This is a genomic window from Micromonospora sp. NPDC005806 (assembly GCF_042871425.1).
Classification (GTDB): domain Bacteria; phylum Actinomycetota; class Actinomycetes; order Mycobacteriales; family Micromonosporaceae; genus Micromonospora.
Window position 1 is genome coordinate 1 of the sequence record NZ_JBIAIL010000030.1, and the last position, 22213, is coordinate 22213.

At 69.2% G+C, this 22213-nt stretch carries 20 protein-coding genes and 1 pseudogene; 16 read left to right on the forward strand and 5 right to left on the reverse strand.

Going from position 1 to position 22213, the window contains the following annotated elements:
- Window positions 1-532: 532 nt before the first annotated feature.
- Both ACFYOS_RS25935 and ACFYOS_RS25940 read right to left on the reverse strand, forming a co-directional pair.
- The gene (locus ACFYOS_RS25935; RefSeq protein WP_387146738.1) at window positions 533-973 is read right to left on the reverse strand and encodes a VOC family protein; all 441 of its coding nucleotides are present in this window, start codon (window positions 971-973) and stop codon (window positions 533-535) included.
- Between the two features lie 102 nt (window positions 974-1075).
- The gene (locus ACFYOS_RS25940) at window positions 1076-2110 is read right to left on the reverse strand and encodes a LacI family DNA-binding transcriptional regulator (protein ID WP_387146741.1); all 1035 of its coding nucleotides are present in this window, start codon (window positions 2108-2110) and stop codon (window positions 1076-1078) included.
- A 281-nt stretch (window positions 2111-2391) separates the two neighbouring features.
- On the opposite strand from ACFYOS_RS25940, the gene ACFYOS_RS25945 reads away from it, so the two are divergent.
- The 4 genes from ACFYOS_RS25945 to ACFYOS_RS25960 all read left to right on the forward strand — a co-directional run bounded on the left by ACFYOS_RS25945 (window position 2392) and on the right by ACFYOS_RS25960 (window position 7612).
- Complete coding sequence (locus ACFYOS_RS25945; protein WP_387146744.1) at window positions 2392-3342, forward strand: LamG-like jellyroll fold domain-containing protein; 951 nt, start codon at window positions 2392-2394, stop codon at window positions 3340-3342.
- 39 nt (window positions 3343-3381) lie between these two features.
- Window positions 3382-5484, forward strand: a complete 2103-nt coding sequence (locus tag ACFYOS_RS25950; RefSeq protein WP_387146747.1) for a PQQ-dependent sugar dehydrogenase — start codon at window positions 3382-3384, stop codon at window positions 5482-5484.
- A gap of 414 nt (window positions 5485-5898) precedes the next feature.
- Window positions 5899-6588: a class I SAM-dependent methyltransferase gene (locus tag ACFYOS_RS25955; protein WP_387146750.1), complete on the forward strand. Its 690-nt coding sequence runs from the start codon at window positions 5899-5901 to the stop codon at window positions 6586-6588.
- A 226-nt stretch (window positions 6589-6814) separates the two neighbouring features.
- Entirely contained in the window at window positions 6815-7612 is a 798-nt protein-coding gene (locus tag ACFYOS_RS25960; protein WP_387146752.1) for a maleylpyruvate isomerase family mycothiol-dependent enzyme, read from the forward strand.
- 143 nt (window positions 7613-7755) lie between these two features.
- Here the strand turns inward: ACFYOS_RS25960 and ACFYOS_RS25965 are convergent, their stop codons facing one another.
- Window positions 7756-8247, reverse strand: coding sequence for a MarR family winged helix-turn-helix transcriptional regulator (locus ACFYOS_RS25965; RefSeq protein ID WP_387146755.1), 492 nt, complete (start codon window positions 8245-8247; stop codon window positions 7756-7758).
- Window positions 8248-8362: 115 nt separating this feature from the next.
- On the opposite strand from ACFYOS_RS25965, the gene ACFYOS_RS25970 reads away from it, so the two are divergent.
- From ACFYOS_RS25970 to ACFYOS_RS26010, 9 genes are all read left to right on the forward strand, one after another.
- Window positions 8363-9412: an LLM class flavin-dependent oxidoreductase gene (locus tag ACFYOS_RS25970; protein WP_387146758.1), complete on the forward strand. Its 1050-nt coding sequence runs from the start codon at window positions 8363-8365 to the stop codon at window positions 9410-9412.
- Complete coding sequence (locus ACFYOS_RS25975; RefSeq protein ID WP_387146761.1) at window positions 9405-10436, forward strand: LLM class flavin-dependent oxidoreductase; 1032 nt, start codon at window positions 9405-9407, stop codon at window positions 10434-10436. Before ACFYOS_RS25970 ends, ACFYOS_RS25975 begins: the two co-directional genes overlap by 8 nt.
- 2 nt (window positions 10437-10438) lie before the next feature.
- Window positions 10439-11191, forward strand: a complete 753-nt coding sequence (locus ACFYOS_RS25980) for an NADPH-dependent F420 reductase (protein WP_387146964.1) — start codon at window positions 10439-10441, stop codon at window positions 11189-11191.
- A 182-nt stretch (window positions 11192-11373) separates the two neighbouring features.
- The gene (locus ACFYOS_RS25985) at window positions 11374-11880 is read left to right on the forward strand and encodes a SigE family RNA polymerase sigma factor (RefSeq protein WP_387146764.1); all 507 of its coding nucleotides are present in this window, start codon (window positions 11374-11376) and stop codon (window positions 11878-11880) included.
- On the forward strand, window positions 11877-13238 hold the full coding sequence (locus tag ACFYOS_RS25990) for a hypothetical protein (protein ID WP_387146767.1): 1362 nt from the start codon (window positions 11877-11879) through the stop codon (window positions 13236-13238). Before ACFYOS_RS25985 ends, ACFYOS_RS25990 begins: the two co-directional genes overlap by 4 nt.
- Before the next feature lie 391 nt (window positions 13239-13629).
- Window positions 13630-13923: a hypothetical protein gene (locus tag ACFYOS_RS25995; protein WP_387146770.1), complete on the forward strand. Its 294-nt coding sequence runs from the start codon at window positions 13630-13632 to the stop codon at window positions 13921-13923.
- 88 nt (window positions 13924-14011) lie between these two features.
- Window positions 14012-14740: a phosphotransferase gene (locus tag ACFYOS_RS26000; RefSeq protein ID WP_387146773.1), complete on the forward strand. Its 729-nt coding sequence runs from the start codon at window positions 14012-14014 to the stop codon at window positions 14738-14740.
- Between the two features lie 86 nt (window positions 14741-14826).
- Window positions 14827-15342 (forward strand): hypothetical protein, encoded by a 516-nt coding sequence (locus ACFYOS_RS26005; protein ID WP_387146776.1) that lies wholly within the window; start codon window positions 14827-14829, stop codon window positions 15340-15342.
- A gap of 709 nt (window positions 15343-16051) precedes the next feature.
- Complete coding sequence (locus tag ACFYOS_RS26010) at window positions 16052-16450, forward strand: hypothetical protein (RefSeq protein ID WP_387146778.1); 399 nt, start codon at window positions 16052-16054, stop codon at window positions 16448-16450.
- 252 nt (window positions 16451-16702) lie between these two features.
- On the opposite strand, the gene rph is transcribed toward ACFYOS_RS26010, so the two are convergent.
- Window positions 16703-19300: a rifamycin-inactivating phosphotransferase gene (rph, locus tag ACFYOS_RS26015; RefSeq protein WP_387146967.1), complete on the reverse strand. Its 2598-nt coding sequence runs from the start codon at window positions 19298-19300 to the stop codon at window positions 16703-16705.
- A 530-nt stretch (window positions 19301-19830) separates the two neighbouring features.
- Here rph and ACFYOS_RS26020 point away from each other — a divergent pair.
- Window positions 19831-20046 (forward strand): hypothetical protein, encoded by a 216-nt coding sequence (locus ACFYOS_RS26020; protein ID WP_387146781.1) that lies wholly within the window; start codon window positions 19831-19833, stop codon window positions 20044-20046.
- 141 nt (window positions 20047-20187) lie between these two features.
- Window positions 20188-20460 (forward strand): annotated as a pseudogene (locus ACFYOS_RS26025) (IS30 family transposase); the annotation flags it as partial.
- A 166-nt stretch (window positions 20461-20626) separates the two neighbouring features.
- Here ACFYOS_RS26025 and ACFYOS_RS26030 read toward each other — a convergent pair.
- Window positions 20627-21190, reverse strand: a complete 564-nt coding sequence (locus tag ACFYOS_RS26030) for a dihydrofolate reductase family protein (protein ID WP_387146784.1) — start codon at window positions 21188-21190, stop codon at window positions 20627-20629.
- 494 nt (window positions 21191-21684) lie between these two features.
- Here ACFYOS_RS26030 and ACFYOS_RS26035 point away from each other — a divergent pair, with 494 nt between their 5' ends.
- Window positions 21685-22059 carry a YciI family protein gene (locus ACFYOS_RS26035; RefSeq protein ID WP_387146787.1) on the forward strand — a complete coding sequence of 125 codons (375 nt, stop codon included), beginning with the start codon at window positions 21685-21687 and terminating at the stop codon, window positions 22057-22059.
- The last annotated feature ends 154 nt before the right edge of the window (window positions 22060-22213 follow it).

Below are 22213 nucleotides of genomic sequence, written 5' to 3' on the forward strand. Positions count from 1 at the left end.
GCCCGCGTCCTGCCCGCAGGCCAACACCTCCACATCCACCGTGTTCCAGTGCTCAGCCAACAGGCCGCAGACCATCCCCCCCACCAGGTCGGCACGCCAGCCGATCCGTTGCGCAAGCACCGCCTGAGACAAGACCCCGCCGGTCTTCTCGTCCACCCCAGCACGCAGCAACCCACGAGCGCACGCAGTACGGAAGGCCTCACCCTCGGCCCGCGGCAGCTTCCGGCTCACCGACCCAACGCCCCCACATCGATCCAGGAGAACCCACGCCCACGACCGACCCACATCACCGGAACCCTCCCCCAAGCCAGTCTAAAAACGAAGGGCCACAGGGTGAACACCGAAACGCCTCGCAGCCCTCAAGCGCCGAACAACGTCCACACCGTCAACCTACGATCATCGACGATCCCTAATCAAATTGATCAGCCTGTCTTCTCGGGTCCAGGCTCGTTGACGGGCGGCGGGCTTGCCGCGGATCTTGCTGATGCCGTGCCCGGACAATCCGTTGGGTGAACGGCCCCTTCGGCACCCTTCAGCTGAGCTGCTCGGCCAGCGCGGCGATGATGCCCTCGGGGTCGCGGACGTAACAGAGCCGATAGCTGTCCTCGTACTGCGCCAGCTCGCCAACGAGTTCGGCGCCGTGGGTACGCAGGCGGGCAAGGACGTCCTCAATGTCTTCGACGGCGAACATGATCCGACGTATGCCCAGGGTGTTCGCCGGTGCGTTTTCCGGCTCAGCGCTGACCGCCGTCGGAGTGTGGAACTTCGTCAGCTCAAGCCGGCCGTGGCCGTCCGGGGTCCGCATCATGGCGATGTCGAATCGGACCTCGTCGAGCCCGACGACGCGGTCAACCCAACGTCCCTCGACTGGCGCCTCGCCCTCCAGCTCCATACCAAGTTCGACAACGAACGCAGTAGCAGCCTCAAGGTCGTCGACGACGACGCCGACGTGGTCCAGCCGCTGAATCGTCATATCCCCGAGCATAGGGGTCGGATGTGGCCGGCCGTCGATTCCGGCGAGCCGGCCCGCGCTGGCCCGGTCCCACCGACCGTGCCAGGCCGGCCAACGGCCGGGTCAGCCGCCCGTCGCGGGGCCGGTCGAGTCGCGGACGATCAGGGTGTGGCCGGTGGGCCGGCGCCGCGGGCGCGTCGACTTCGGCTTCAGCGCGAGGTTGAGCGCCATCCGCCCCATCTCGGTCATCGGCAGCCGTACGGTGGTCAGGCTCGGCGCCAGGTCGGCCGCGACCGACACGTCGTCGAAGCCGACCACCGACATGCGCTCTGGCACCGGGATGCGCCGCGCCCGCAGGATGGACAGCACGCCGATCGCCATCGCGTCATTGAGCGCGATGATCGCCGTGCTGTCCGGGTGATGGCGCAGGATCTGCTCGGCCGCCACCCGGCCACCGTCACGGGTGAAATCGGAGTGTACGACCGGCAGCTCGTCGAGGGAGAGGCCGTTCGCGGACAGCGCGGCGGCCACCCCGGCGAGCCGGTCGGCCACTGTGGTCAACCCCGGGGTGCCGGCGGCGACGGCGATCCGCCGATGGCCGAGCGCCAGCAGGTGCGCGCCGATGGCGCGCCCGCCGGCCTCGTTGTCGGGCAGCACGGCGTCAACGCCCAGGGTGTGCCGGCCGATGACGGCGACCCGGCCGCCGGCGCGCTGGAATCCCGCGAGTTCGGTACGCGCCTCGGCCTCCACGCGCGGGTCGTTGTAGCCGGACCCGGCGATCAGGATGATCCCCACCCGTTGAGCGATGAGGTGCCGCAGCTGGCGTAGTTCGTTCTCCGGGTCGCGGCCGGAGTGGGCGATCTGGACCAGCAACCCTTCCTCGGCGGCGACCTCGATGACTCCGCTGGCGATCTCCGAGAAGTACGGGTCGTCGATCTGGTGGACGATCAGGCCGACGGTGGAGCTGGCGCCACCGGCGAGGGTACGGGCGTACGGGTTGGCGACGTACCCGAGCTCGCGGGAGATCTGCCGAACGTGGTTGGCCACCTCTTCGCTGACGCCTTCGCGGCCGGCCAGGGCCCGGGAGGCGGTTGCCAGCGAGACGCCGGCGCGTTCCGCCACGTCGGCGAGGCGCAGCCGTGGACCGGGTCGGGGCATCGGCAACTCCTGACAAGCATTGATCCGCACCGTGCTCTTGCCTGTGGCGCAAGCCACAGCATAGGCTACGAAAGCGCTTACGTAAGCGCTTTCGTACGTGCGGCACCGCCGCCGCCCGACCGCCGTCCGGCGAGCCTCACCAGGGCCGTCCGGTGGTCGGACGGCCCTCTGTCCTGTCCAGACGTACCCCCGAACTTCAGCGACCCGAGCCCGGTTCCGCGCCCGTCACGTAAGCGCTTTCGTCCGTGCCCCACCTCGTACGACGAAGGGAGCACCTCCCCATGAGAAGAACCAGACGAGCCGCCCTCGCGGCCACCGCCGTGCTGGCGCTGGCGCTGACGGCCGGGGCGAGCCCCGCCCAGGCCGATCGGCCCGGCCCGTACGACGTCCACCCCGCCCTGTGGTCGCACCTGGTCGCCATGTACGACTTTGACCACCCGGCGCCCGGCGACGTCGCGCTGGAGCAGGACCAGGGCCGCTCCGGCACCGAGATCGCGCTGGTCAACGGCGGCGCGGACATGCGCGTGCCCGACCAGGCGTACAAGGGCAGCGGCAACGCCCTGCAGACCGGCCAGGTCAACCCCCAGGTCGCCGGCAACGACGACTGGAAGGCCGGCACCTGGTCGTCCAGCGGCGTGTCGACGCTGCACGCGTTCAGCGGCGCCGAAGGTGCGACCGTGATGGGCTGGTTCAAGCGGGACATGGACGGCCCGGCGCTGAACTCCACCACGGCCAACCCGACCGACCGGTTCAACGCGATCGGCCTGGCCGGCGTGCTGACCGGCGACTCCGACGGCCACGCCGTGCGGGCCCTGCTCGAACTCATCGACGTCAACGGCGAGTTGCGCCTGGTCGCGCTCGGCCGGCGGCTGGACGGCGGGTCCTCGCAGACGTTCGCCGCGAGCGAGGACTGGCGGACCATCCTCCCGAAGGGGGAGTGGGTGCACCTCGCCGCCACCTACGACTTCACCACCGGCACGATGGCGCTTTACCGCAACGGCGAGCCGGTCGACGGCTTCTACACCGTCGCGGGCGACCCGTGGAAGGTGGCCGGCCCCGGCCCGCACGTCACCACCGCCACCGACCCGCGCGGCATCAAGATCGGCGGGAGCTTCCCGCAGAACACCCTGGAGCGCAACCCGTGCGACTGCCGCATGGACGGCCTCATGTTCCTCGACAGCGTCATCCCGGCGAGCGACGTCGCCAAGCAGTACCGCTACATGGCCCGCTGACCATCCCTCGGCACCGTCCCACCGAGAAGGAGAACCCGCGTGTTCATACGCGCTGGCAGCACCGGCAGGCTCCGTAGAGCCGCGCTGACCGCCGGAGTCACTGCCGCCACCCTCGTCCTGTCCACCCTGGTCGCGGGGCCCGCCCGGGCCGCCGGGGCCGTCTACGACCCGATTCCCCAGACGCCGATCCAGTCCCGGCTGGGGCTGGTCCTGCAGGAGTACGCCAGTTTCCCGCAGTCGACCCCGAACCCGGCCCCGGTCGACCAGCGCCTGGTGCGCAAGGCCCGGATCAACACCATCAGCGAGCTGCCCGACGGCTCGGGCCGCCGAGCGGTGCCGGACCTCAACGGCAACCTGTACCTGGTCGAGAACGGCGTGCCGCAGGTCTACCTCGACGTGGCGGCGACCTTCGCGCCGCAGTTCTTCTCCGGTCGCGGTCTCGGCCAGGGCTTCGGGTACGTCGCGTTCCACCCGGACTTCGCGCACAACGGCCGCTTCTACACCATCCACACCGAGCAGGCCTCCCTGGCCACCCGGACCCCGGACTACGCCCAGCCCAACACCATCTACCAGGGCGTCATCAACGAGTGGACGGCCACCGACCCGGCCGCCGACACCTTCTCCGGCACTCATCGGGAGCTGCTGCGCATCGGCTTCGGCGGCCAGATCCACGGCATTCAGGAGATCAACTTTAACCCGACCGCGGAGCCGGGAGACAGCGACTACGGGATGCTCTACCTCGCCGTCGGTGACGGTGGCCAGGGCTACCGCAACGGCGACCCGCAGAACATGGGCCTGCCGCACGGCAAGCTGCTGCGTATCGACCCGCGCGGCACCAACTCGCCCAACGGCCGGTACGGGATCCCGGCCGACAACCCGTTCGTCAGCAAGGCCGGCGCGCTCGGCGAGATCTACGCGGTGGGTTTCCGTGACCCGCACCGGTTCAGCTGGGACCGAGCCACCGGCCGGATGTTCCTCGGCCACATCGGCGAGCACGCCATCGAGTCGATCTACGAGATCCGGGCCGGGGACAACTTCGGCTGGAGCGAGCGCGAGGGCTCCTGGGTCTTCGACAAGACCGCGACCAAGCCCTGCGACAAGCTCTACCCGCTGCCGGCCGACGACGCGCAGAACGGCTACACCTACCCGGTCGCCGCGTACGACCACGACCCGGCACCGGGCTGGAACTGCACCTCGGACGTCGGGGTCGCGGTGGCCGGCGGGTTCGTCTACCGCGGCCAAACCCTCCCGCACCTGATCGGCAAGTACGTCTTCGGTGACCTCGTCGACGGTCGGGTCCTCTACACCGAGGCGAACGAGATGCGCCGCGGCGAGGGCCTCGCCCCGATCCACCGCCTCGCCCTGTACACCACCGCCGGCGACCTGGTACGCATGCAGGACCTGTCCAGCCCGGGCGCGCCCGGCGACCCGAACCGTGTCGACCTGCGCTTCGGCACCGACGCGGCCGGTGAGATCTACATCGTGGCCAAGGCCAACGGGAAGATCTGGAAGGTGGTCGGCACGAAGACGGTGGCGGAGGGCGACGTGGGCGACGCCAAGGTGGTGCACACCGGCGGCGCGGAGAACTGGACGCCGGTGACCCCGTCGAAGTGGCAGTTCGACGGCGACGAGGTGATCCTCGCCGAGGCCGGCGTCAGCCGCCCCGGCCCGCGCCGGCCGTTCGAGTACGCCATCCTCAACAAGGGCCCGGCCTGGTCGTCGGTGCAGATCGACGCCCGGGTACGGCTCGACACGCCGGTGGAGGTCAGCAACCGGGACGTGATCATCGTCTTCGGCTGGCAGTCGGACACGCAGTACTACTACGCGCACCTGTCCACCGACAACACGATCTACCCGCACAACGGCATCTTCAAGGTCAACAACGCCGACCGGGAACGGATCGACCACCAGTGGAACGGCCGCTCCCGCGGCGCCAACCCGGCGATCACCGACGCCGACTGGCACAAGGTGCGGGTCGTGCACCTGCCCGCCACCGGTGAGATCGCCGTCTACGTCGACAACGACCGGGACCCGCTGATGACCGCGAAGGACACCACCTTCACCTCCGGGCGGGTCGGCTTCGGCTCGTTCGACAACATCGGCCGTACCCGTCTCTTCACCGTGACGGGCTCTCCGGCCTGACGAACGAACAGCGCGGGGGCGGCGGCGAGGATGCCGCCGCCCCTGACCGGCAGACCAGAGGACGGCCTGACCCACCGGTCCGGACCACCGCGTAGCGATCTGTCGCGCTGGTGGAGTCGCCCCCGTCTGCGTACCGACACAAGGGCTGCGCGGGTGGGTGACCGACGGTCTGCTCCCAGTCGCCACCGCTCTTACCGTCGCCACAACCAGGGCCATCCGGACCGAGGAGGCGTCACCGTGAACGGCATCGGCGTCATGAACGCCGCAGGGCGACCGGCGATCGTCGATGTTCCCACGCCCTGGTCGTGCAGCCGCGGCGTAGGATCGCCTCCAACCCGCGTCATGCCGACAGGATGGTGCGTGCTGGTCGAGCCCAGGTTCATGCCGGCGAGCTAGTTGTGCAGGGGGTTTGCGGTGACCGGACGCAATGCCGAGGTCGATGGCGACGAGCCCTATGACATCGACTACGACGAGCTCTACCGCAACACCGCCGATTCGGGCGGGCCGCCCTGGGACATCGGCGGTCCGCAGCCGGCACTCGCGCAGGTGCTCGACGACGGGGTGAAGGGCCCGAAGGTGCTCGACATCGGCTGCGGCCCCGGTGATCTCGCGATCGCCCTCGCCCGCCGCGGCTACGAGGTAACGGCGATCGACATCTCGCGCGTGGCGATCGACATGGCCCGCGCCAAGGCCGCCGGCGAGGGCCTGACGGTGCACTTCGAGGTCCACGATGCCACGGCCCTGTCATTGCCGTCGGCGCCGTTCGACTCGGTGTTCGACTCCGGTCTGCTGCACAGCCTCGTCCGCCGCGGCGGTGTCGGGGCGGACGAATACCTCGCGCTACTGCCGGGCCTCGCCGCGCCGGGCGCGACCGTCTTCGTGCTGGCGGTGTCGCTGGAGGCGGGCCAGGGCTGGGGCGTGACCGAAGAGTTGCTGCGCGCGGGCTTCGCCGAGCCGGAGTGGGTCGACACGGAGGTCGAGGAGATTGACGTGGCCGCGGAGATGGACGGCCGGGAGCTCACTCTGCCCGGCTTCCTGCTCAGCACGGTCCGAGCCTTCGAGACCCAGGCCCGACCGGCGACGGCCGAACCGCTGGCCCAATAGCGCCGCGTCCGCCAGCCACCCGAGCAGCCTTACCCCGACACCGTGAACATTCGTGGTCACGGCACTCGCGGAGCCACAACCGAAATGGGTCTCGGGCCACTCTTACTGGTCGTTTCAGAATGAGGACACCGCGTCATCCGAGGGCGCGCGGCCCGGCCGCGCGGCCCGCCGCGTCGGCTGCGAAATTCGCTGTCCGGCTGCCGGAGCACGGTGATAGACAGCCGGAGTGGTGAAGACTCTGGAGTTCCCCGATCTGCTGCGGCTGATCGACGAACGGTCGACCGCCTTCCGCGCCGCGGTCGCCTCCGCGCCCAGCCTCGACGTGCAGGTGCCGACCTGCCCCGAGTGGACGCTGTTCGATCTGGTGCAGCACCTGGGCGAGGGGCGCCGCTCTTGGGCCGCCACCGTCGCCGCGGGGCCTGCCGCCTCGGCCAGGTCCGCATCGGAGGGCCCGGCTGCGCCTCGGGAGCGCGAGGCCCTGCTGGCCTGGTTGGCCGCATCGACGCAGCAGCTACTGGACGCATTGCGGGAGGCTGGCCCGGATCGCGGTTGCTGGACGTGGTGGGCTACGTCGCAGTCGCCGCAGACCTGCGGTGCCGTCGCCCGACACCAGCTCCAGGAGATCGCGGTGCACACCTACGACGCCCAGGTCACCCTGGGCGCCCCGCAATCGCTGCCGGACGAGGTGGCACTCGACGGTGTCGACGAGTTTCTGTCGACCTGCTGCGCAACGACGGCCGCCTGGCCGCACGAGCCCGCTGCCGTCGACTATCACACCACCGAGGGCCGCTCCTGGCGCCTCTGGCTCTCCGCCGACGGCGCACGGGCCGCCCGCCTGCCCACACCCGGCACAATGTCCGCCACCGCTGCCGGCGAGGACCCGGATGCGGCCGACGCCTCCGCCCGGGGCACGGCCAGCGAGCTGGTCCTGGCTCTGTACGGCCATATTCCGGTGGACTCCCTGAAGCTCGACGGCGACCGACGTCTCTTCGACCTGCTCCTGGCCTGGGACCCGGATGAGTAGGACGTAACGCCATTGTCGTCGAGCTGGCCCACGGCCAGTGCGCCGAGCTGGCCAAGTATGTCGACCGGCAGGCCTGCATACCCGTATCCGACGGCGGGGACTCTCGTTCGCCGTGAGCCGGGGGGAGCCAGGCTCCCCGATGATCATTCCTTGTGCCGCGCGTCCAGGTGTACGCGGAGCGCCTCGGCGATCTCGCCCGCCGCGCGGAGCTGATCCGGCGTGAGCGCGTCGACGAAGTGTTCGCGGATGGCGCGCAGGTGCGGGACGGTGGACCCGCGGAAAGCCTCGGCGCCGGTCGGCGTGAGGTGGATCTCCGCCCCGCGGGGATCGGTTGCACACTCCTGGCGGCGGATCAGCCCGCGCCGCTCCATCCGGCCGAGGTGATGGGAGAGTCGGCTGCGTTCCCAGCCGACGTGCGTGGCGAGTTCCGAGGAGCGCAGCTGCCGGTCCTGCGCCTCGCTGAGGGCGAGCAGGACGGCGTAGTCGCCCGGCGAGAGGGAAGACTCGACCTGCAGGCGCGACGCGAGCCGGGACCTGAGTGCCTCCGCCGTCTCGATGAAGTTCCGCCAGATCTGTAGCTCCTCGGCGGTCGGCAGTTGGCGCCTTCTCCGCCGATCGGGTGTGGTCTTCGTCATCATCATCTCCTGATTGACATGTCAATTTGCAGGCTAGCATGTTTGACGTGTCAATCATCGAGGGCGGCCTGCCGGTGCGGGTCGGCCACCTGGCAACGCACGTGAGGAGGAGACGGTGACAGCGGAAGGCTTCGAACTGGGGCTCAACTCGTTCGGCGAGGTGGCCAGCGACGGCGACCGGATCCTGAGCGACGCCGAGACCGTACGGCTGCTCGTCGACGAGGCGCGGCTCGCGGAATCGGTCGGGCTCGACGTGTTCAGCGTGGGCGAGCACTACCGGGAGGGCCACACCGACTCGGCGGCGCCCGTACTGCTCGCAGCGATCGCGACGGCGACCGAACGCATCCGCCTCGGCACCTCGGTCACGGTGCTCAGCACGAACGATCCGGTACGGCTCTACCACGAGTTCGCGACCCTCGACGCGGTCTCGAACGGCCGCGCCCAGATCGTCCTCGGACGCGCGTCGGCGACCGAGTCGTTCCCCCTGTTCGGTTACGACCTGGCGGACTACGAGCGGTTGTTCGAGGAGAAGCTCCACCTCTTCGTACGGCTCCAACGGGACGAATCGGTCACCTGGTCGGGTACCGTACGCAGCCCTCTGGTCGCGCAGCGGCTGCATCCGCGGATGCGGGCGGGAGGCATCCCGACCTGGATCGGTGTCGGCGGGAGCCCGAACTCGGTGATCCGCGCCGCCCGCTACGGGCTCCCGCTCATGCTCGCGATCATCGGCGGACGCCCGCAGCGGTTCGCCGGCCACGTCGACCTCTACCTCCGGGCGCTCGAACAGGTCGGGCATTCGGTGCAGCCGATCGGGCAGCACTCGCTCGGCCTCGTCGCCGACACCGACGAGGAGGCGGTGGAGACCTGGTGGCGGTACTGGCAGCCCGTCGTGGCGCAGCTCGCCGAGGAACGCGGGTTCTACAAGCCGGACCGTCAACGTTTCGAGGCCGAGCTCGACCACGGGGCACTGTTCGTCGGGTCACCCGAGACGGTCGCGCGGAAGATCGCCACGGTGGCCCGGGATCTGCGGCTGAGCCGCTTCGACCTCAAGTACGACATCATGCACCTGCCCCGTGAGGCACGCGCACGCACGATCGAGCTGCTGGGCAGCGAGGTCGCCCCGCGTGTCCGGGAGCTGTTGGCGAAGGAGCCCACCCATGTCTGACCTCGTGTTCGGCCTCGACACCTTCGGCGACGTGCCGGAGGACGACTCCGGCAAGCCCGTGTCCCATGCCGCGGCGATCCGGCAGGTCGTCGATGAGGCTGTGCTGGCGGACGATCTCGGCGTCGACGTCATCGCCCTCGGCGAGCACCACCGGCCGGAGTACTCGGTGTCCACGCCCGAGACCGTGCTGGCGGGGATCGCCACCCGCACCTCGCGCATCCGGCTCGCGTCCGGCGTGACCGTGCTGAGCTCGGACGACCCGGTCCGGGTGTTCCAGCGCTTCGCGACGGTGGACGCGCTGTCGAACGGCCGGGCCGAGGTCATTCTCGGCCGCGGCTCGTTCACCGAGTCCTTCCCCCTGTTCGGCTACGACCTGCGCGACTACGACGTGCTGTTCGAGGAGAAGATCGAGCTGTTCGCGAAGCTGCTGGACGAGAAGCCGGTGACCTGGAGCGGCAGCGTGCGTGCCCCGCTCGAGCACGTCGACGTCTTCCCGAAGACGGAATCGGGGCGCCTCACCACTTGGGTGGGCGTCGGAGGCTCGCCGCAGTCGGTCGTGCGTACCGCCCACTATGGATTCCCGCTGATGCTCGCCATCATCGGGGGCGCTCCCGAGCGTTTCGCGCCCTACATCGACCTGTACCGGCGGGCGGCCGAGCAGTTCGGCACGACCGCGCACCCGGTCGGGATGCACTCGCCAGGCTTCCTCGCCGACACCGACGACGAGGCGAAGGAACTGTTCTGGCCGCACTACCGCGTCATGCGGGACCGGATCGGCGCGCTGCGGGGCTGGCCGCCGATCCGTCGTGAGGAGTTCGACGCCGAGGTGGCGCACGGTTCCCTCTACATCGGCTCGCCAGAGACCGTGGCCCGCCGCATGGCCCACGCGATCCGCAGCCTCCGCGTCGGCCGGTTCGACCTCATCTACACCGCCGGCGCGCAGCCGGTGAGCGCCCGGATGCGCGCCGTGGAACTGTACGGCACCCGGGTGATCCCCCTGGTCCGCGACATCCTGGCCAGTTGACTGTGCCCACGGACGCCCCCTTCGGCACCCGGAAGGAAGACATGAACGACAGCGCCCACAACGGGCCACAGACCCTCGGCATCCTCGGTGCCGGCAAGGTGGGCACCGTGCTCGCTCGGCTCGCCCTCGCCGCCGGCTACCGGGTGCTCATCGCCGGTTCGGGTGACCCGGCGAGGATCGCCCTCACCGTCGAGGTGCTCACGCCCGGAGCGGTCGCTACCACCGCGGCCGACGCCGTGGGCGGCGCCGACATCGTCATCCTCGCCCTCCCGCTGGGCAAATACCGCAGCATTCCCGCCGAGGCGTTGCGCGGCAAGCTCATCGTCGACGCCATGAACTACTGGTGGGAGGTCGACGGCATCCGTGACGACCTCACCGACCCGCGCACCTCGTCGAGCGAGACCGTCCAGGCTTTCCTGGCCGGTTCCCGCGTCGTCAAGGCGTTCAACCACATGGGGTACCACGACCTCGAGGACGAGGCGCGACCGAACGGCGTAGCCGGCCGCAAGGCCATCGCGATCGCCGGTGACGACGCAGCCGATCTCGCCGTCGTCTCGTCGCTTGTCGATCGTCTCGGCTTCGATCCGGTCGCCGCGGGTCCCCTCGCCGAGGGCGTACGGCTCGAACCGGGCAGCGAGTTGTTCGGCGCCGACGTGAGCGCCGACGAGGTGCGTGCCATGCTCGACCGCTTTCCCGAGTCGGAACGCGGGCGGGCCGTCGCCCACGCGCGAGCCGGGCGGCCGGAGGCGGCCTGACCCGTCACCGGGCGGACAGTCCCTCACCTCGCGACCGGGTCGGACGCGTGCGATACCAAGATCCTGGCGTGGCGGCGGTCCGGATTATCTGATCCCGGCCCGAAACGGCTTCGAAACCGGCCCTGGCCGCGGCACAACCGAAACGGGTCTCGGGCCACTCTTAGTGGTGGTGGGAGGCCGGGTTGCGGAGTGAACGAGAGTACGTCGAGTACGTCCAGGCGCGCATGCTGTGGCTGCGACGCCTGGCGTACCGACTGTGCGGGCAGTGGTCGGCCGCTGACGACCTGGTGCAGGAGTGCCTCGTCGCGCTCTACCGGCACTGGCGGAAGGCGACGGCGGCGGACTCGCTCGACGCCTACGTTCGGACGATGCTGGTCCACGCCTACCTCGCCGAGCGGGAGCGGTCCTGGAGCCGCCGGGTCCAGCCTGTGGCCGACGTGATCGGGCCCTCGGCGGCGCCGCTGGCCGGGGCCGAACACCGCATCGACCTGTTGGCCGCGCTCACCAAGCTGTCCCGCGGGCAGCGCGCGGTGCTGGTCCTGCGGTACTGGGAGGACCTCGACGTCGCGCAGACGGCGGCGGCGCTGGGCTGCTCGGCGGGGACCGTCAAGAGCCAGACCTCGTACGCCATCGCGGCGCTGCGCCGCCTACTGCCGAACTACGTGCCGGGAGGGTGGGACACACCATGAGAGAACTGTTCGCCACCCTCCCGGACGATCCGCCGCCGTTGCCGCTCGGCTACCTGGACAGCGTGCTCACCCGGGGCCGCCGCTCGGTCCGGCGCCACCGGATCGCCGCCGCCGCGGTGTGGGCAGTCGTCGTGCTCCTCCTGGCCGTCCTGGTCGTGCCCGGCGTTCCGTTTCCCGTCCAGCCAGCCGGCCCGGCTAGGATGCCAGGTCTGCCGGACCGCTTCGCCGGCTACTCGGTACTCACCAGCACCGTCACCAGGGCGCCCGCCGGCCGCGCGATCGCCCTCTACGGATACGGCAACGGCGAGCTGTTCAACATGTTCCAGTCGCTGGTCGTCGGAGCCGATGGGAACAGCTACCGGCGCGTCGACGCCATGGAGGAGCGGAACCGCCCGTCGGCGCTGCTCGCCCCGGACGGCACCCGCGTGCTGCTCGGCGATGATCGCGGCGCGACCGGCGACCTGATCCTCGTCGACCTGACCACCGGCAAGCGCCGATCGATCCCGCTCGGCGATTCGGTCGGCGTGCGGCTGCTGGCCTGGTCTCCGGACGGCCGCCACGTCGCGTACAGCGCCGCGCCCCTCACCGGCTCCGGCGAGTTCGGCAGCGTCAATGTCGTCGAGGGCGAGGTGGCCCGCACCGGCACGCTGCGGCTGCTCGACCTGTCGACCGGACGCAGCACCGAGGTGCCGGCGATCAAACCGGCGTGGACGGCGGCGTTCGCGCCGGACAGTCGCGGGCTCGCTGTGCAGGTCGGCCAACAGGCTCACCTCATCGACGTCGACGGCCGCGAGTACGGCAACGTTCCCATCCCGAGCGGACGAGAGTTGGCCGCCGAGGTCGGCTGGTCGCCGGACGGACGGTTCCTCGCCACCATGCCGTGGCTGGCGGACGGCCCGTTCAACGGCACCACCGGCGGCGACACCCGCCACGGCACCTTCCTGTGGAAGGTCGGCGACGTCAAGTTCGTGCCCCTCACGAACGGCAGCTCACCACCGGCGCCGGTCCCGGACGTGGTGCAACTGCTCGGCTGGCGCTCGGCGGGCAGCATGGTCGTCGCGGCCGTCAACGCCGCCGGTCACACATCGCTGGCCGAGGTGCAGCTCGGCGGCGGCACCCGCCGGACCCTGGCCCACTTCGACACCGGTAGTACCTGTGAGCTCGGCACCCAGAGCTGCCAGATCTTCGACCTGCACCTCGCCACCGGTCTGCTGACCGACCTGACGGTGCAGCGCGCCAATCGCGCGCACCGCGGCCCCTGGCCGATGGCCCTGAACGGCGTCGTCGGCGTCGTCGTCCTCGGCGCCGCGTTCCTGCTCTGGCGTCGGATACGTACCCGACGGGCGCGTATGGGATAGCGGCATCAACGGCATCCCGGCGGCCTGCCTCCCCGGTTGGCGTTATCCCCGCCCTAGCGGGCGAGGATTCCCTCCAGGCTGCGCGCGGAACAGCGCGCTTTGGGTCTGTCGGGCCGCCCGCACGTCGAGCACGTCCGGGACGTCGGCGGCGCACCCTTGACCGTGCTACGCCAGTACATCGAGCAGCAAGACCGGCCAGGCTAGTGCACCGTCGGGCCTTGACGGCCCTCCCACGCGGGCCTTCACCCCGCCCCGAAGAGCGGCGCACTGGCCCGCACCTCGGTAGTCAGGCCCGCCTGCGGGTCCGCGGCACTTCCTCACCGACGCCGCGCTGGTCAACCGCGCGACTCGCGGCGTGAGCTGACGTCGACTCGCGTGAGAAAATTCGCCCATGAGCAGCGACGTCGCACTCGAGGTGAGCGCCCTGGCGATCAATGTCACGATCCCCGAGGGGCTCCGCTGGACCGACACTCGAGGCGGTGAGGAGTTCGCACTGACCACACTCAACGTCCGGCTCCTCCGGGACGGGCGCCTCGCGGCAAAGGCCTACGGCCGACCGACTGGCGGCGGCCGCGGCACATACGTCTCGTTTCCCGTTCCCGACCGGCCCGAGCTGGTGGCCCTGATCGACCAAGCTGCCAGCCGCGCCGGCGTGCTGTGGGCCGCCCATCGCGGGCTCAGCTGAAGGTTCGACTGGCTGTGATGCGGCCGTCCAGGTGACGCGGCGGGCTCGGCCGCTAGGGTCGCGAGATGGGGCAGATAGCGAGCATGACGTGGAGCAGCCCTTGGTCGGGGGCCGCTTGACAGCTGGTGTGGTTCGGGTTGGAGACACGGTGCGCCGCCCGGCCTCGTCCGCGTCGCGTTTCGTGGCGCGGCTGCTGACTCATCTCGCCCAGACGGGTTTCGACGGCTGCCCTCAGCACCTGGGTTGGGACCGACACGGTCGTGACATCTTGTCGTTCGTGCCCGGCCACGTTCCTCCACGATGGCGGCATTTCACCGACGACCAGGTCGAACAGGCAGCGACGCTGCTGCGACAACTGCACGACGCCACGCGCGACTTCGTATCCATCCTTCCGGATGAGGTGGTCTGCCATCACGACCCCGGTCCGAACAACACGGTCTTCCGCGACGGCCAGCCCGTCGCCTTCATCGACTTCGACTTCGCGGCGCCTGGCCACCCGCTCGAGGACGTGGGCTACATGGCATGGGCCTGGTGCATCTCGTCACGGCCAGACCGGGGACCCGCGACTGCACAGGCCCGCCAGGTGCGGATCCTGACGGACGCCTACGGCTTGAGCCCGGCCGACCGCGACTGTCTACCTGCCGCCATCCGCGAGCGCTTACACCGCAACGAGGCGTTTTGGCGGGACATCCTCGACGACGACTCATCTCCGATCCCGCGCGCACGCTCTGCCGAGGTGCTCGCCTGGACCCAACGCGAAATCACCTACACCGAGGCCAACCAGAAGACGTTCACCGCCGCACTGAAATCCGCCTGACCGCGCGGAGCGCGTCAGATGAGCGCGGGACTGCCGGAGCCTCGACGACAAGCGCCGGAGGCGTTGAGGGCCGGCATACTGGGCCGGTGTTCGACTTCGGGATCGCCGGGTATCAGCCGCGCTGGTTGAACGGGAAAGACGAGGTCGCGAAGCATCACGGACGACGCCTGAGCAGGCTTGTCGGCCGCGAGCTGACAGGTCCGTGGGTAGTGTGGGACACCGAGAGCGACGAGTGGTTTGCCGACTGCCCGGTGGTGCTCGACTTCGCCGGGGAGCGTCTGGAAGTCAATCACCAGAAGTTCGATGACCTGTCGATCACATGGAACTCGGTGGAGGTGACCCGGCCACCGGTGTGGCCGACATCGGACGGCTTCCGGCTGGTCTGGCGCGATGACGTTCCCGCCGTGTTGGCTGGCCGGCGCGGGCAGCGGCTTGAGGCCGTCGAGCTTCTCGAATGGGCTGGCGGAGACCTCGCGGACGGCGCCGTCGCTGTTGGCCTGCGCTTTCCGGACGGCTGGTTGACCCTGTACAACGCCTTGGACGAGAACGGACTCGCGTTCGGCCAGCTCCAGCCACAGTACCGCCGACACCGGCTGGGGTAGGGCTTGCTCGATGTCCGGCGAGCCGGGATGCTGGTGGATCGGAGGGGATGTGAACGCCCTGAATCCCGCTAGCGGCAAGAGCCGCAGGAACTGACAATTGCACCATGATCGACTACCGTTGCTCGGGCTGCGGCCAGCGCTGTGCGACCGATCTCCCAGCACATGTCGATGAGCCCTGCTACATCTGTGCTGCCAAGACTACCTGGGAGTCGCTTCCGCCGGAGACCCAGCGGGCGATCGATGCGGCCATCACTCGTCGAGCGATACCTGGTCTCCTCGCGATCGAGAAGCGGACCCGCCGATCCTGCTACCCCAGGCCATGGACGTACCCCAGTTCCGCACCAACGCCGGCCTGAGTGACGCGCCGGTTGCCGAGGAGCCGCCTCACCTTGGGTAGCTGGCGATTCGCGGCATGAGCGCGCACCAGATCTTTGAGGTTCAGGTGCGGCGGATTCTTGAGAAGTCGGTTCCAAACGAATATTGCCGGCGGTAAACGGCCGCATGGAGGTCATAGGCGACCGCCGTTGTCCTTCCATAGATAGAGGTCCCGAAGCAGGGACATCTCCGCGCCGTGGTGGATGACCTCCCGGTGGATATGCAGAATGAACTTCACTATCGGCGCATCCGCGTACGGCGGCGGTGACATAGCGCCTTGCGGGCCAGCCAGCCCTGCTGCGCCGAGGCGACGCACATCGCGGATCCACGCATCGTGACCTTCGTCGAGCTGGCGCAACGCGGCGAGCTGAGCATCGATGTGGACTGGTGGTACAGCCTGGCCGGGGTAGGTTCCACTGGCCCAGCAATCGAGCATCTGCCCGGCTGCAAACGGAGCGGGTCGACGGCAAGCTGGGATCTGCCCACCATCGCCGACATCTATGTCAACCGGGTCCCACCGGACGCCGTTGCGACTCTGGTCCAGCTCCGACGACTGCTCGGTGCCCCATGGCCGTTTTCCGGCCTTCGCGACCTGCTCGCCTCCCAACCGTTCCTCGCCGCTGCCGGCAACCCGTCCATGCTGTATCGCACACTCACCTCGCTGCCCGAACTACGGCCGCATCTCTTCTACGGCACGGAGGGTGGGCTCATGCCGGTGTGGTCCGGTACATGAACCTCACCAGACCCTGCTGCCTGATCGCGCCCTCACAATCGGCAGTTGCGGACGCCCCCATCGAGCGGCCAACGCACGGTCAGCGGCACGAGCGGGCGGCTTGATCAAGCCTTACGCCGATACTCTCCCGACACGAAGGCCGTCAAGCGGTTCTCAATGCCTGACGTCCATCGCGTCGTTCACTGCCTCATAGATCAACTGCTTGGCGCTGCCTTACGGGAAGCTACGGATGGGCCTTCTCGGTGTGGTCGGTCAAGGCAAGATCTCGACGTACCCGTCGGTTCCATGCACGCGGATCCGCTGCCCGTCCCGGATCAGCCGGGTGGCCTGCTCCACGCCCACGACGGCCGGCAAGCCGTACTCCCGGGCGATCACTGCGCCATGGGTCATCAGGCCGCCCACCTCCGTCACCAGGCCCGCGATTCCGACGAACAGCGGCGACCAGCTGGGGTCCGTGAAGGTCGTGACCAGGATGTCGCCCGTTTCGAGCTCGGCCTCCGCCAGGTCAAGGATGACGCGGGCCCTTCCCTCGATGGTCCCGGCGGAAACCGGTAGGCCGATCAGGGCGCCGGCCGGCACGTCGTCGCGCCGGTACGCCCCGGTGACGGCCTCACCATCCGAGGTGAGCACCCGGGGCGGTGTGAGCGCGTGGTACGACCGGAACGTGTCCTTGCGCTGCTGGATGAGCTGGCCATCCACCTGGTTCGAGCGCACGACGTCGTGGAGTTCCTGGAACGTGAGGTAGAAGATGTCCTCCTTCTCAGGAAGCACGTTGGCCTGCACGAGGCGCTCGGCCTCCTCCAGCAGGGCCTGCTTGTAGACGAAGTAGCGGCTGACGATGCCGTACTTCGGGTACTCCCGGTACCCGATGAAGGTTCGGACCCGGTCGATCATCCGCTTGGCCTCGTCGGCTTTCTGGTCCCCGTCCGGCAGGGCCCGCAAGCGTGACAGCACGTCCTGCTCCTTCTTCTGCGCCTTCTGCCGCCCTTGCTCGAAGCGCCGCTCGGCGGCGCCCGGCCCGAAGTTCCTGACGTTGTCGAGGATCACGGGCACGAGCGTGGTGGGGCGCTCGCGCCAACGTGGCCTCGTGATGTCGATCTCGCCGACGCAGCGCATGCCGTATCGGTCGAGGTAGGCCTCTATGGCGTCGCGCGCTTCGGTCCCGCCCGCGAGCTTCGGCAGCTCGTCCAGGAAGCCCTCGTCCTCGACGCCCTGCAGGAACGCCATCACCTCCGGGTGCGGGCGGATCACGTCGGCGACGTCGAGCAGCGCCAGTCCCATCTCCGAGGTGACGTTGTTGGGGGCGGACAGTGTGAGCGTGTCGGCCCCGTTCTTCTCGCCCAGCCACTCGTGCAGCTGGTCGTTGAGCCACCAGGTGGCCTCTATCCCCGCCATGATCGCCTGCATGCTCAGCGGATCGCTGAGGACTCGCTTGTGCTCCTGGAAGGCCTCCAGCAGGAAGTCGAACAGCGCCGGTCCGGTCTTCGTCCGGATGTCGCGCCGCAGGGCGGCGATGGACGCCTGGCTGCGCTCGATCAGCTCGGTGACGATGGCCGGGTCGGTCTCGATCGGGGTGGACGCGCCGCTGGCCCGCGGCCTACCGGCACCCGTGTCCGGGAGCGACGGGACGAAGTCGTCGCGGTCGAGGACGGTCTCCAGCGCGTCCCTGGTCAGCGGATCTTCTCTCCCCGCCATCTCCAGGAAGCCGGCGCGGCCCGCGGGCGAGGCCAGGGCCCGGGTGGCGTCGACGAACAGCCTCCCGCCGGCCTCGTGCATCGGCGCCATGGCCGTCAGCTGCCACATCGAGGCGCCCAGTGGCTTCATGGGGTCGGTCATCATCTGTTGGTGGCCGACTGAGAGGTAGACGTGGTTCCCTGCGTCGCGGGCCGCGGGGATGGGGAACAGCGTGGTGATCGGCCGGCTCTGGACGATCTGGAAGTCCTCGCCGACCAGGCACCATTCGATGTCCTGCGGGCGGCCGAAGTGCGCTTCGATCCGCCGTCCGAGCTGCACGAGCCGCGCGACCTGCGCGTCCGTCAGTGCCGGCTGCTCCTGCCGCCTCGGGTCGATCGCCACTTCCTGCGTACCGCCAGTCGGCAGGGCGTGCACGGCACGCTGCTTGGCGGCGATCGCCTTGGCGACGATCTCGCCGTCGCGCACCTTGAAGGTGTCCGGGTTCACCAGGCCGGAGACCAGGGCCTCGCCGAGGCCGAAGCTGGCGTCCACGGTGGCGACCTTCCGGTTGCCCGTGACGGGGTCGGCCGTGAACAGGATGCCGGCCGCATGCGGGAAGACCATCTGCTGTACGACCACGGCCATGTTGACCGAACGGTGGTCGATGCCGTTCCGCTCGCGGTAGGTCACGGCCCGCTCGGTGAACAGCGACGCCCAGCACCGGCCGACGTGCTGGAGGATCGCCGCCGGCCCCACGACGTTGAGGTACGTGTCCTGCTGGCCGGCGAAGGAGGCCGTCGGCAGGTCCTCTGCCGTCGCGCTGGATCGGACGGCGTAGGCGGCTTGCTCGCCGAACCGGGCGAGCGTGCGGGTGATCGCCGCCGTCAGATCGTCGGGGATGGCGATCCCTTCGATGGTCCGGCGGATCTCCGCGCTGATCGTGCGGATCGCCTCCCGGTCGTCCGGGTTCAGGCGCGACAGCTGATCGAGCCGGTCGTCGATCGACGGCGCTTCCGCCATGATCCGCCGGAAGGCGTCCGTCGTCACGCAAAAGCCAGCCGGCACGCGGATGCCTTCGATCCGCGACAGCCCGCCCAGGTGCGCGCCCTTGCCGCCAACGACCGCGACCTGCATCTCGTCAACATCTTGAAGACCCAACACGTACTGCTCGCTCACCGCGATACCTCCGAGGCCGCCGTGCTCCGTTGCCCTGCACTGGCCGCTCGAATCAGCGGCGCCTCCAGCTCTGTCGAACCTCTTGTTGCGCACGTCCTCATCTCTGGTTGCCTTCCCTTTGACGAGTCGACCGGCCGCTCCGCCCAGTCGGCCGGCGCGCACACCCGCACCTCCGCCCCGAGCGCCCGCAACCGCACCGCCCCCACCACTGGCTCGACGTCACCGCGTCCCCCATACGTCGACAACCCCACACGCACGTCGTGCCCCCATTTCCGCAGGTTGTGGCCTCGGCCGACGATTCTGCGCCACAACACGGGTCTTGCCGCAAGCCCCCCAGTGCGCTATACGTTAGAAGTGGCAAGGAGAGAGATCTCCTTGCCTTTGCCATTTGCCATCCGCTGGAACTGACAAGAATCCCGCGAGGCGGCGGCGCGCCTCGTACGGCGGTACGCGTCGTTGGCCCAGGCGGATGTCCCATCGGCCTACGGATGCAGCCGCGGCGTCTGCGCGCAGAGCCAGCGCCCCTCAGGGTGATCGCCGGATTCCTGGCCACGCTGCTGCTCGCCGGCTGCGGGCTCGTCGCTCGCCCCCGCCCCGGCGCCCCGCTGCGGTTTGAGTTCGCGGCCACCACCGGGGACGGGTATATGAACCAACTGCTCACCATCTACAACGGCAGCACGAAATGCTTGCCCCGACACTGGAGTTCACGGCGCTCGACGCCACCCGAAGCCCGCTACCGACGGTAAAGGTCACCACGGTCTACGGCAGCGACCAGGGCAAGCTGGTCATCCCACCGGGCGGTGGCGTCGACGTGCTGATCTTCACGAGCGAGGGAGCCCAATTTTCCGAGGATGTGGTCGTGTCCGTACGCACCACGGAGACGGTCACAGGGCAAGGAGATGTCCCGGCACGCCCAATTCACCGCGGCCACCGGCGTCCAGGTCTACTTCTGCGACCCCCACAAGCCCTGGCAGCGTGGCTCGAACGAGAACACCAACGGCCTGCTGCGCCAGTACATGCCCAAAGGAACCGACCTGTCGGCCCACACCGCCGACGACCTCGCCCGCTTCGCCCGCAGCCTCAACACCCGCCCCCGCAAAACCCTCGGCTACATGACACCATCCGAGAAGCTCGCCGAGCTCCTTGCGCACACCGCTTGAACCCGCCACGTCGAGCATCCGGTGGGACTAGACAGCGCACGGCAAGGCGCGTCTTGTGCCATACACACGGTCTGTGATCCGGGACGGGCATCACGATCGCCTCGAAACACAGCGCCACGAGATCCTTGAGCGGCCCGAAGCCCGGGCCGATCCGAGGTTGGGGTACTCAGCGCCTGGTCTCGTACCTGGTCAGGACCACGCCGTCAGGGAACGTCCGGGTCTCCACCAGGGTCAGGTTCACCCAGTTGTCCAGGGCCGCAAAGAACGGCGTGCCGCCACCTACCAGGACCGGATGGGTGACGATCGCGTACTCGTCGATCAGCCCGTCCCGCATGGCCACTGCGGCGAGTGTGGCGCCACCGATGTCCATGGGGCCGCCGTCTTCGGCCTTGAGCCGCGTGATCTCGGTGACCGCGTCGCCGGTGACCAGGCGGGTGTTCCAGTCGACCGTGCTGGTCGTCGAGGAGAACACCACCTTCGGCATGTCCCGCCAGCGGCGGGCGTACTCGATCTCCGCCGGTGTGGCGCCGGGCTGCTGGTCGGCGGTCGGCCAGTGGGAGCTCATCGTCTCCCACAGTTTGCGCCCGTACAGCGCCATGCCTGTCGCCCTCACCCGGTCGGACCACCACTGGAACAGCTCGTCGCTCGGCACACTCCAGCCGAGGTCGTCGCCGGGCGCGGCGATGTAGCCGTCCAGGCTCAGGTTCATGCCGAAGGTCAGTTTTCGCATGGTGTCAGCCTCCCGTGAGTCGGTACTCGGCGTACAGACCAGCACGGCGCGGACGAATCATCGGTCAGGCCACACCGAGGGCCGGTTCACCACCACGCCAGGACCCCGTAGCGCCAGGACGGCGATACGATCTCCGCACTTATCTCTAGACCAACCGCCAAGCAACACCTAGGACGGCCTCGTCAAGCATCAGGTGGGACTCGACAGCGTGGCCGGCGCAGTGTCCTCCGTCGACTGATGCGCGACAGGCGTCCGCCAACCGATCTGCGACACCTCACCGCGCTGATTGCGGCAGATAAGTGCGGTGGGACTACTCGTCGCCGGTGGCGGCGGCAATGATCCCCACGGACACGGGCGACATGACGCCCGTGGGCGCCGAGCGGCGGAGGTCCCGTGAGAAATTCTTCTGGCATAGCGTCGGATCCGGGGCGAGTCGTTCGTAGAAACAGGTGAGAGGCGGCCGGAGAGGGCCACCGGGACAAGGGAGTCATGGGATGACGCGGTACTTGATCTCGTTCAATGACGGCGCGATGGACCACATCCCCGACGAGGAGATGCCCGACGTGGGCAAGGCCTCACACGCGGTGGTCCAGGACGCCGTGAACGCCGGCGTGTTTGTGTTCGGCGCCGGACTGGAGCGCCAGAGGGCGAACGTCGTAGCCACGGACGGGATGGTCACCGACGGCCCTTACCCGGAGACCAAGGAGGTCATCGGCGGGTTCGTGGTCGTCGACGTGGCCTCACGCGAGGAGGCGCTGACGTGGGCTGCCAAGATCGCCGGCGCTTGCCGCTGCGCGCAAGAGGTCCGGCAGCTCATGCCCGACCCCGAAACAGACGCGATGCTCCGCCAGGCTGACAGGCGATGGTGACATCCCGACGACGACTGATCGAGGGAGACCCGCCATGTTAGAGCAAGAGTTGCGTGGCCGCAGTTGACGACGCGGATCTGCGCATCGACCTGAACTGGAAACGCGGGGCGGTGACCCCGAGGATCGGGCATGCGACGAAGCCCGGTCCTCGGGC

What these genes read in the sequence shown, in the direction of transcription:
- ACFYOS_RS25935 (WP_387146738.1), bottom strand. Translation starts at nt 973, where the DNA reads ATGACGATTCAGCGGCTGGACCACGTCGGCGTCGTCGTCGACGACCTT.
- ACFYOS_RS25940 (WP_387146741.1), bottom strand. Translation starts at nt 2,110, where the DNA reads ATGCCCCGACCCGGTCCACGGCTGCGCCTCGCCGACGTGGCGGAACGC.
- ACFYOS_RS25945 (WP_387146744.1), top strand. Translation starts at nt 2,392, where the DNA reads ATGAGAAGAACCAGACGAGCCGCCCTCGCGGCCACCGCCGTGCTGGCG.
- ACFYOS_RS25965 (WP_387146755.1), bottom strand. Translation starts at nt 8,247, where the DNA reads ATGACGAAGACCACACCCGATCGGCGGAGAAGGCGCCAACTGCCGACC.
- ACFYOS_RS25975 (WP_387146761.1), top strand. Translation starts at nt 9,405, where the DNA reads ATGTCTGACCTCGTGTTCGGCCTCGACACCTTCGGCGACGTGCCGGAG.
- ACFYOS_RS25990 (WP_387146767.1), top strand. Translation starts at nt 11,877, where the DNA reads ATGAGAGAACTGTTCGCCACCCTCCCGGACGATCCGCCGCCGTTGCCG.
- ACFYOS_RS25995 (WP_387146770.1), top strand. Translation starts at nt 13,630, where the DNA reads ATGAGCAGCGACGTCGCACTCGAGGTGAGCGCCCTGGCGATCAATGTC.
- ACFYOS_RS26030 (WP_387146784.1), bottom strand. Translation starts at nt 21,190, where the DNA reads ATGCGAAAACTGACCTTCGGCATGAACCTGAGCCTGGACGGCTACATC.
- ACFYOS_RS26035 (WP_387146787.1), top strand. Translation starts at nt 21,685, where the DNA reads ATGACGCGGTACTTGATCTCGTTCAATGACGGCGCGATGGACCACATC.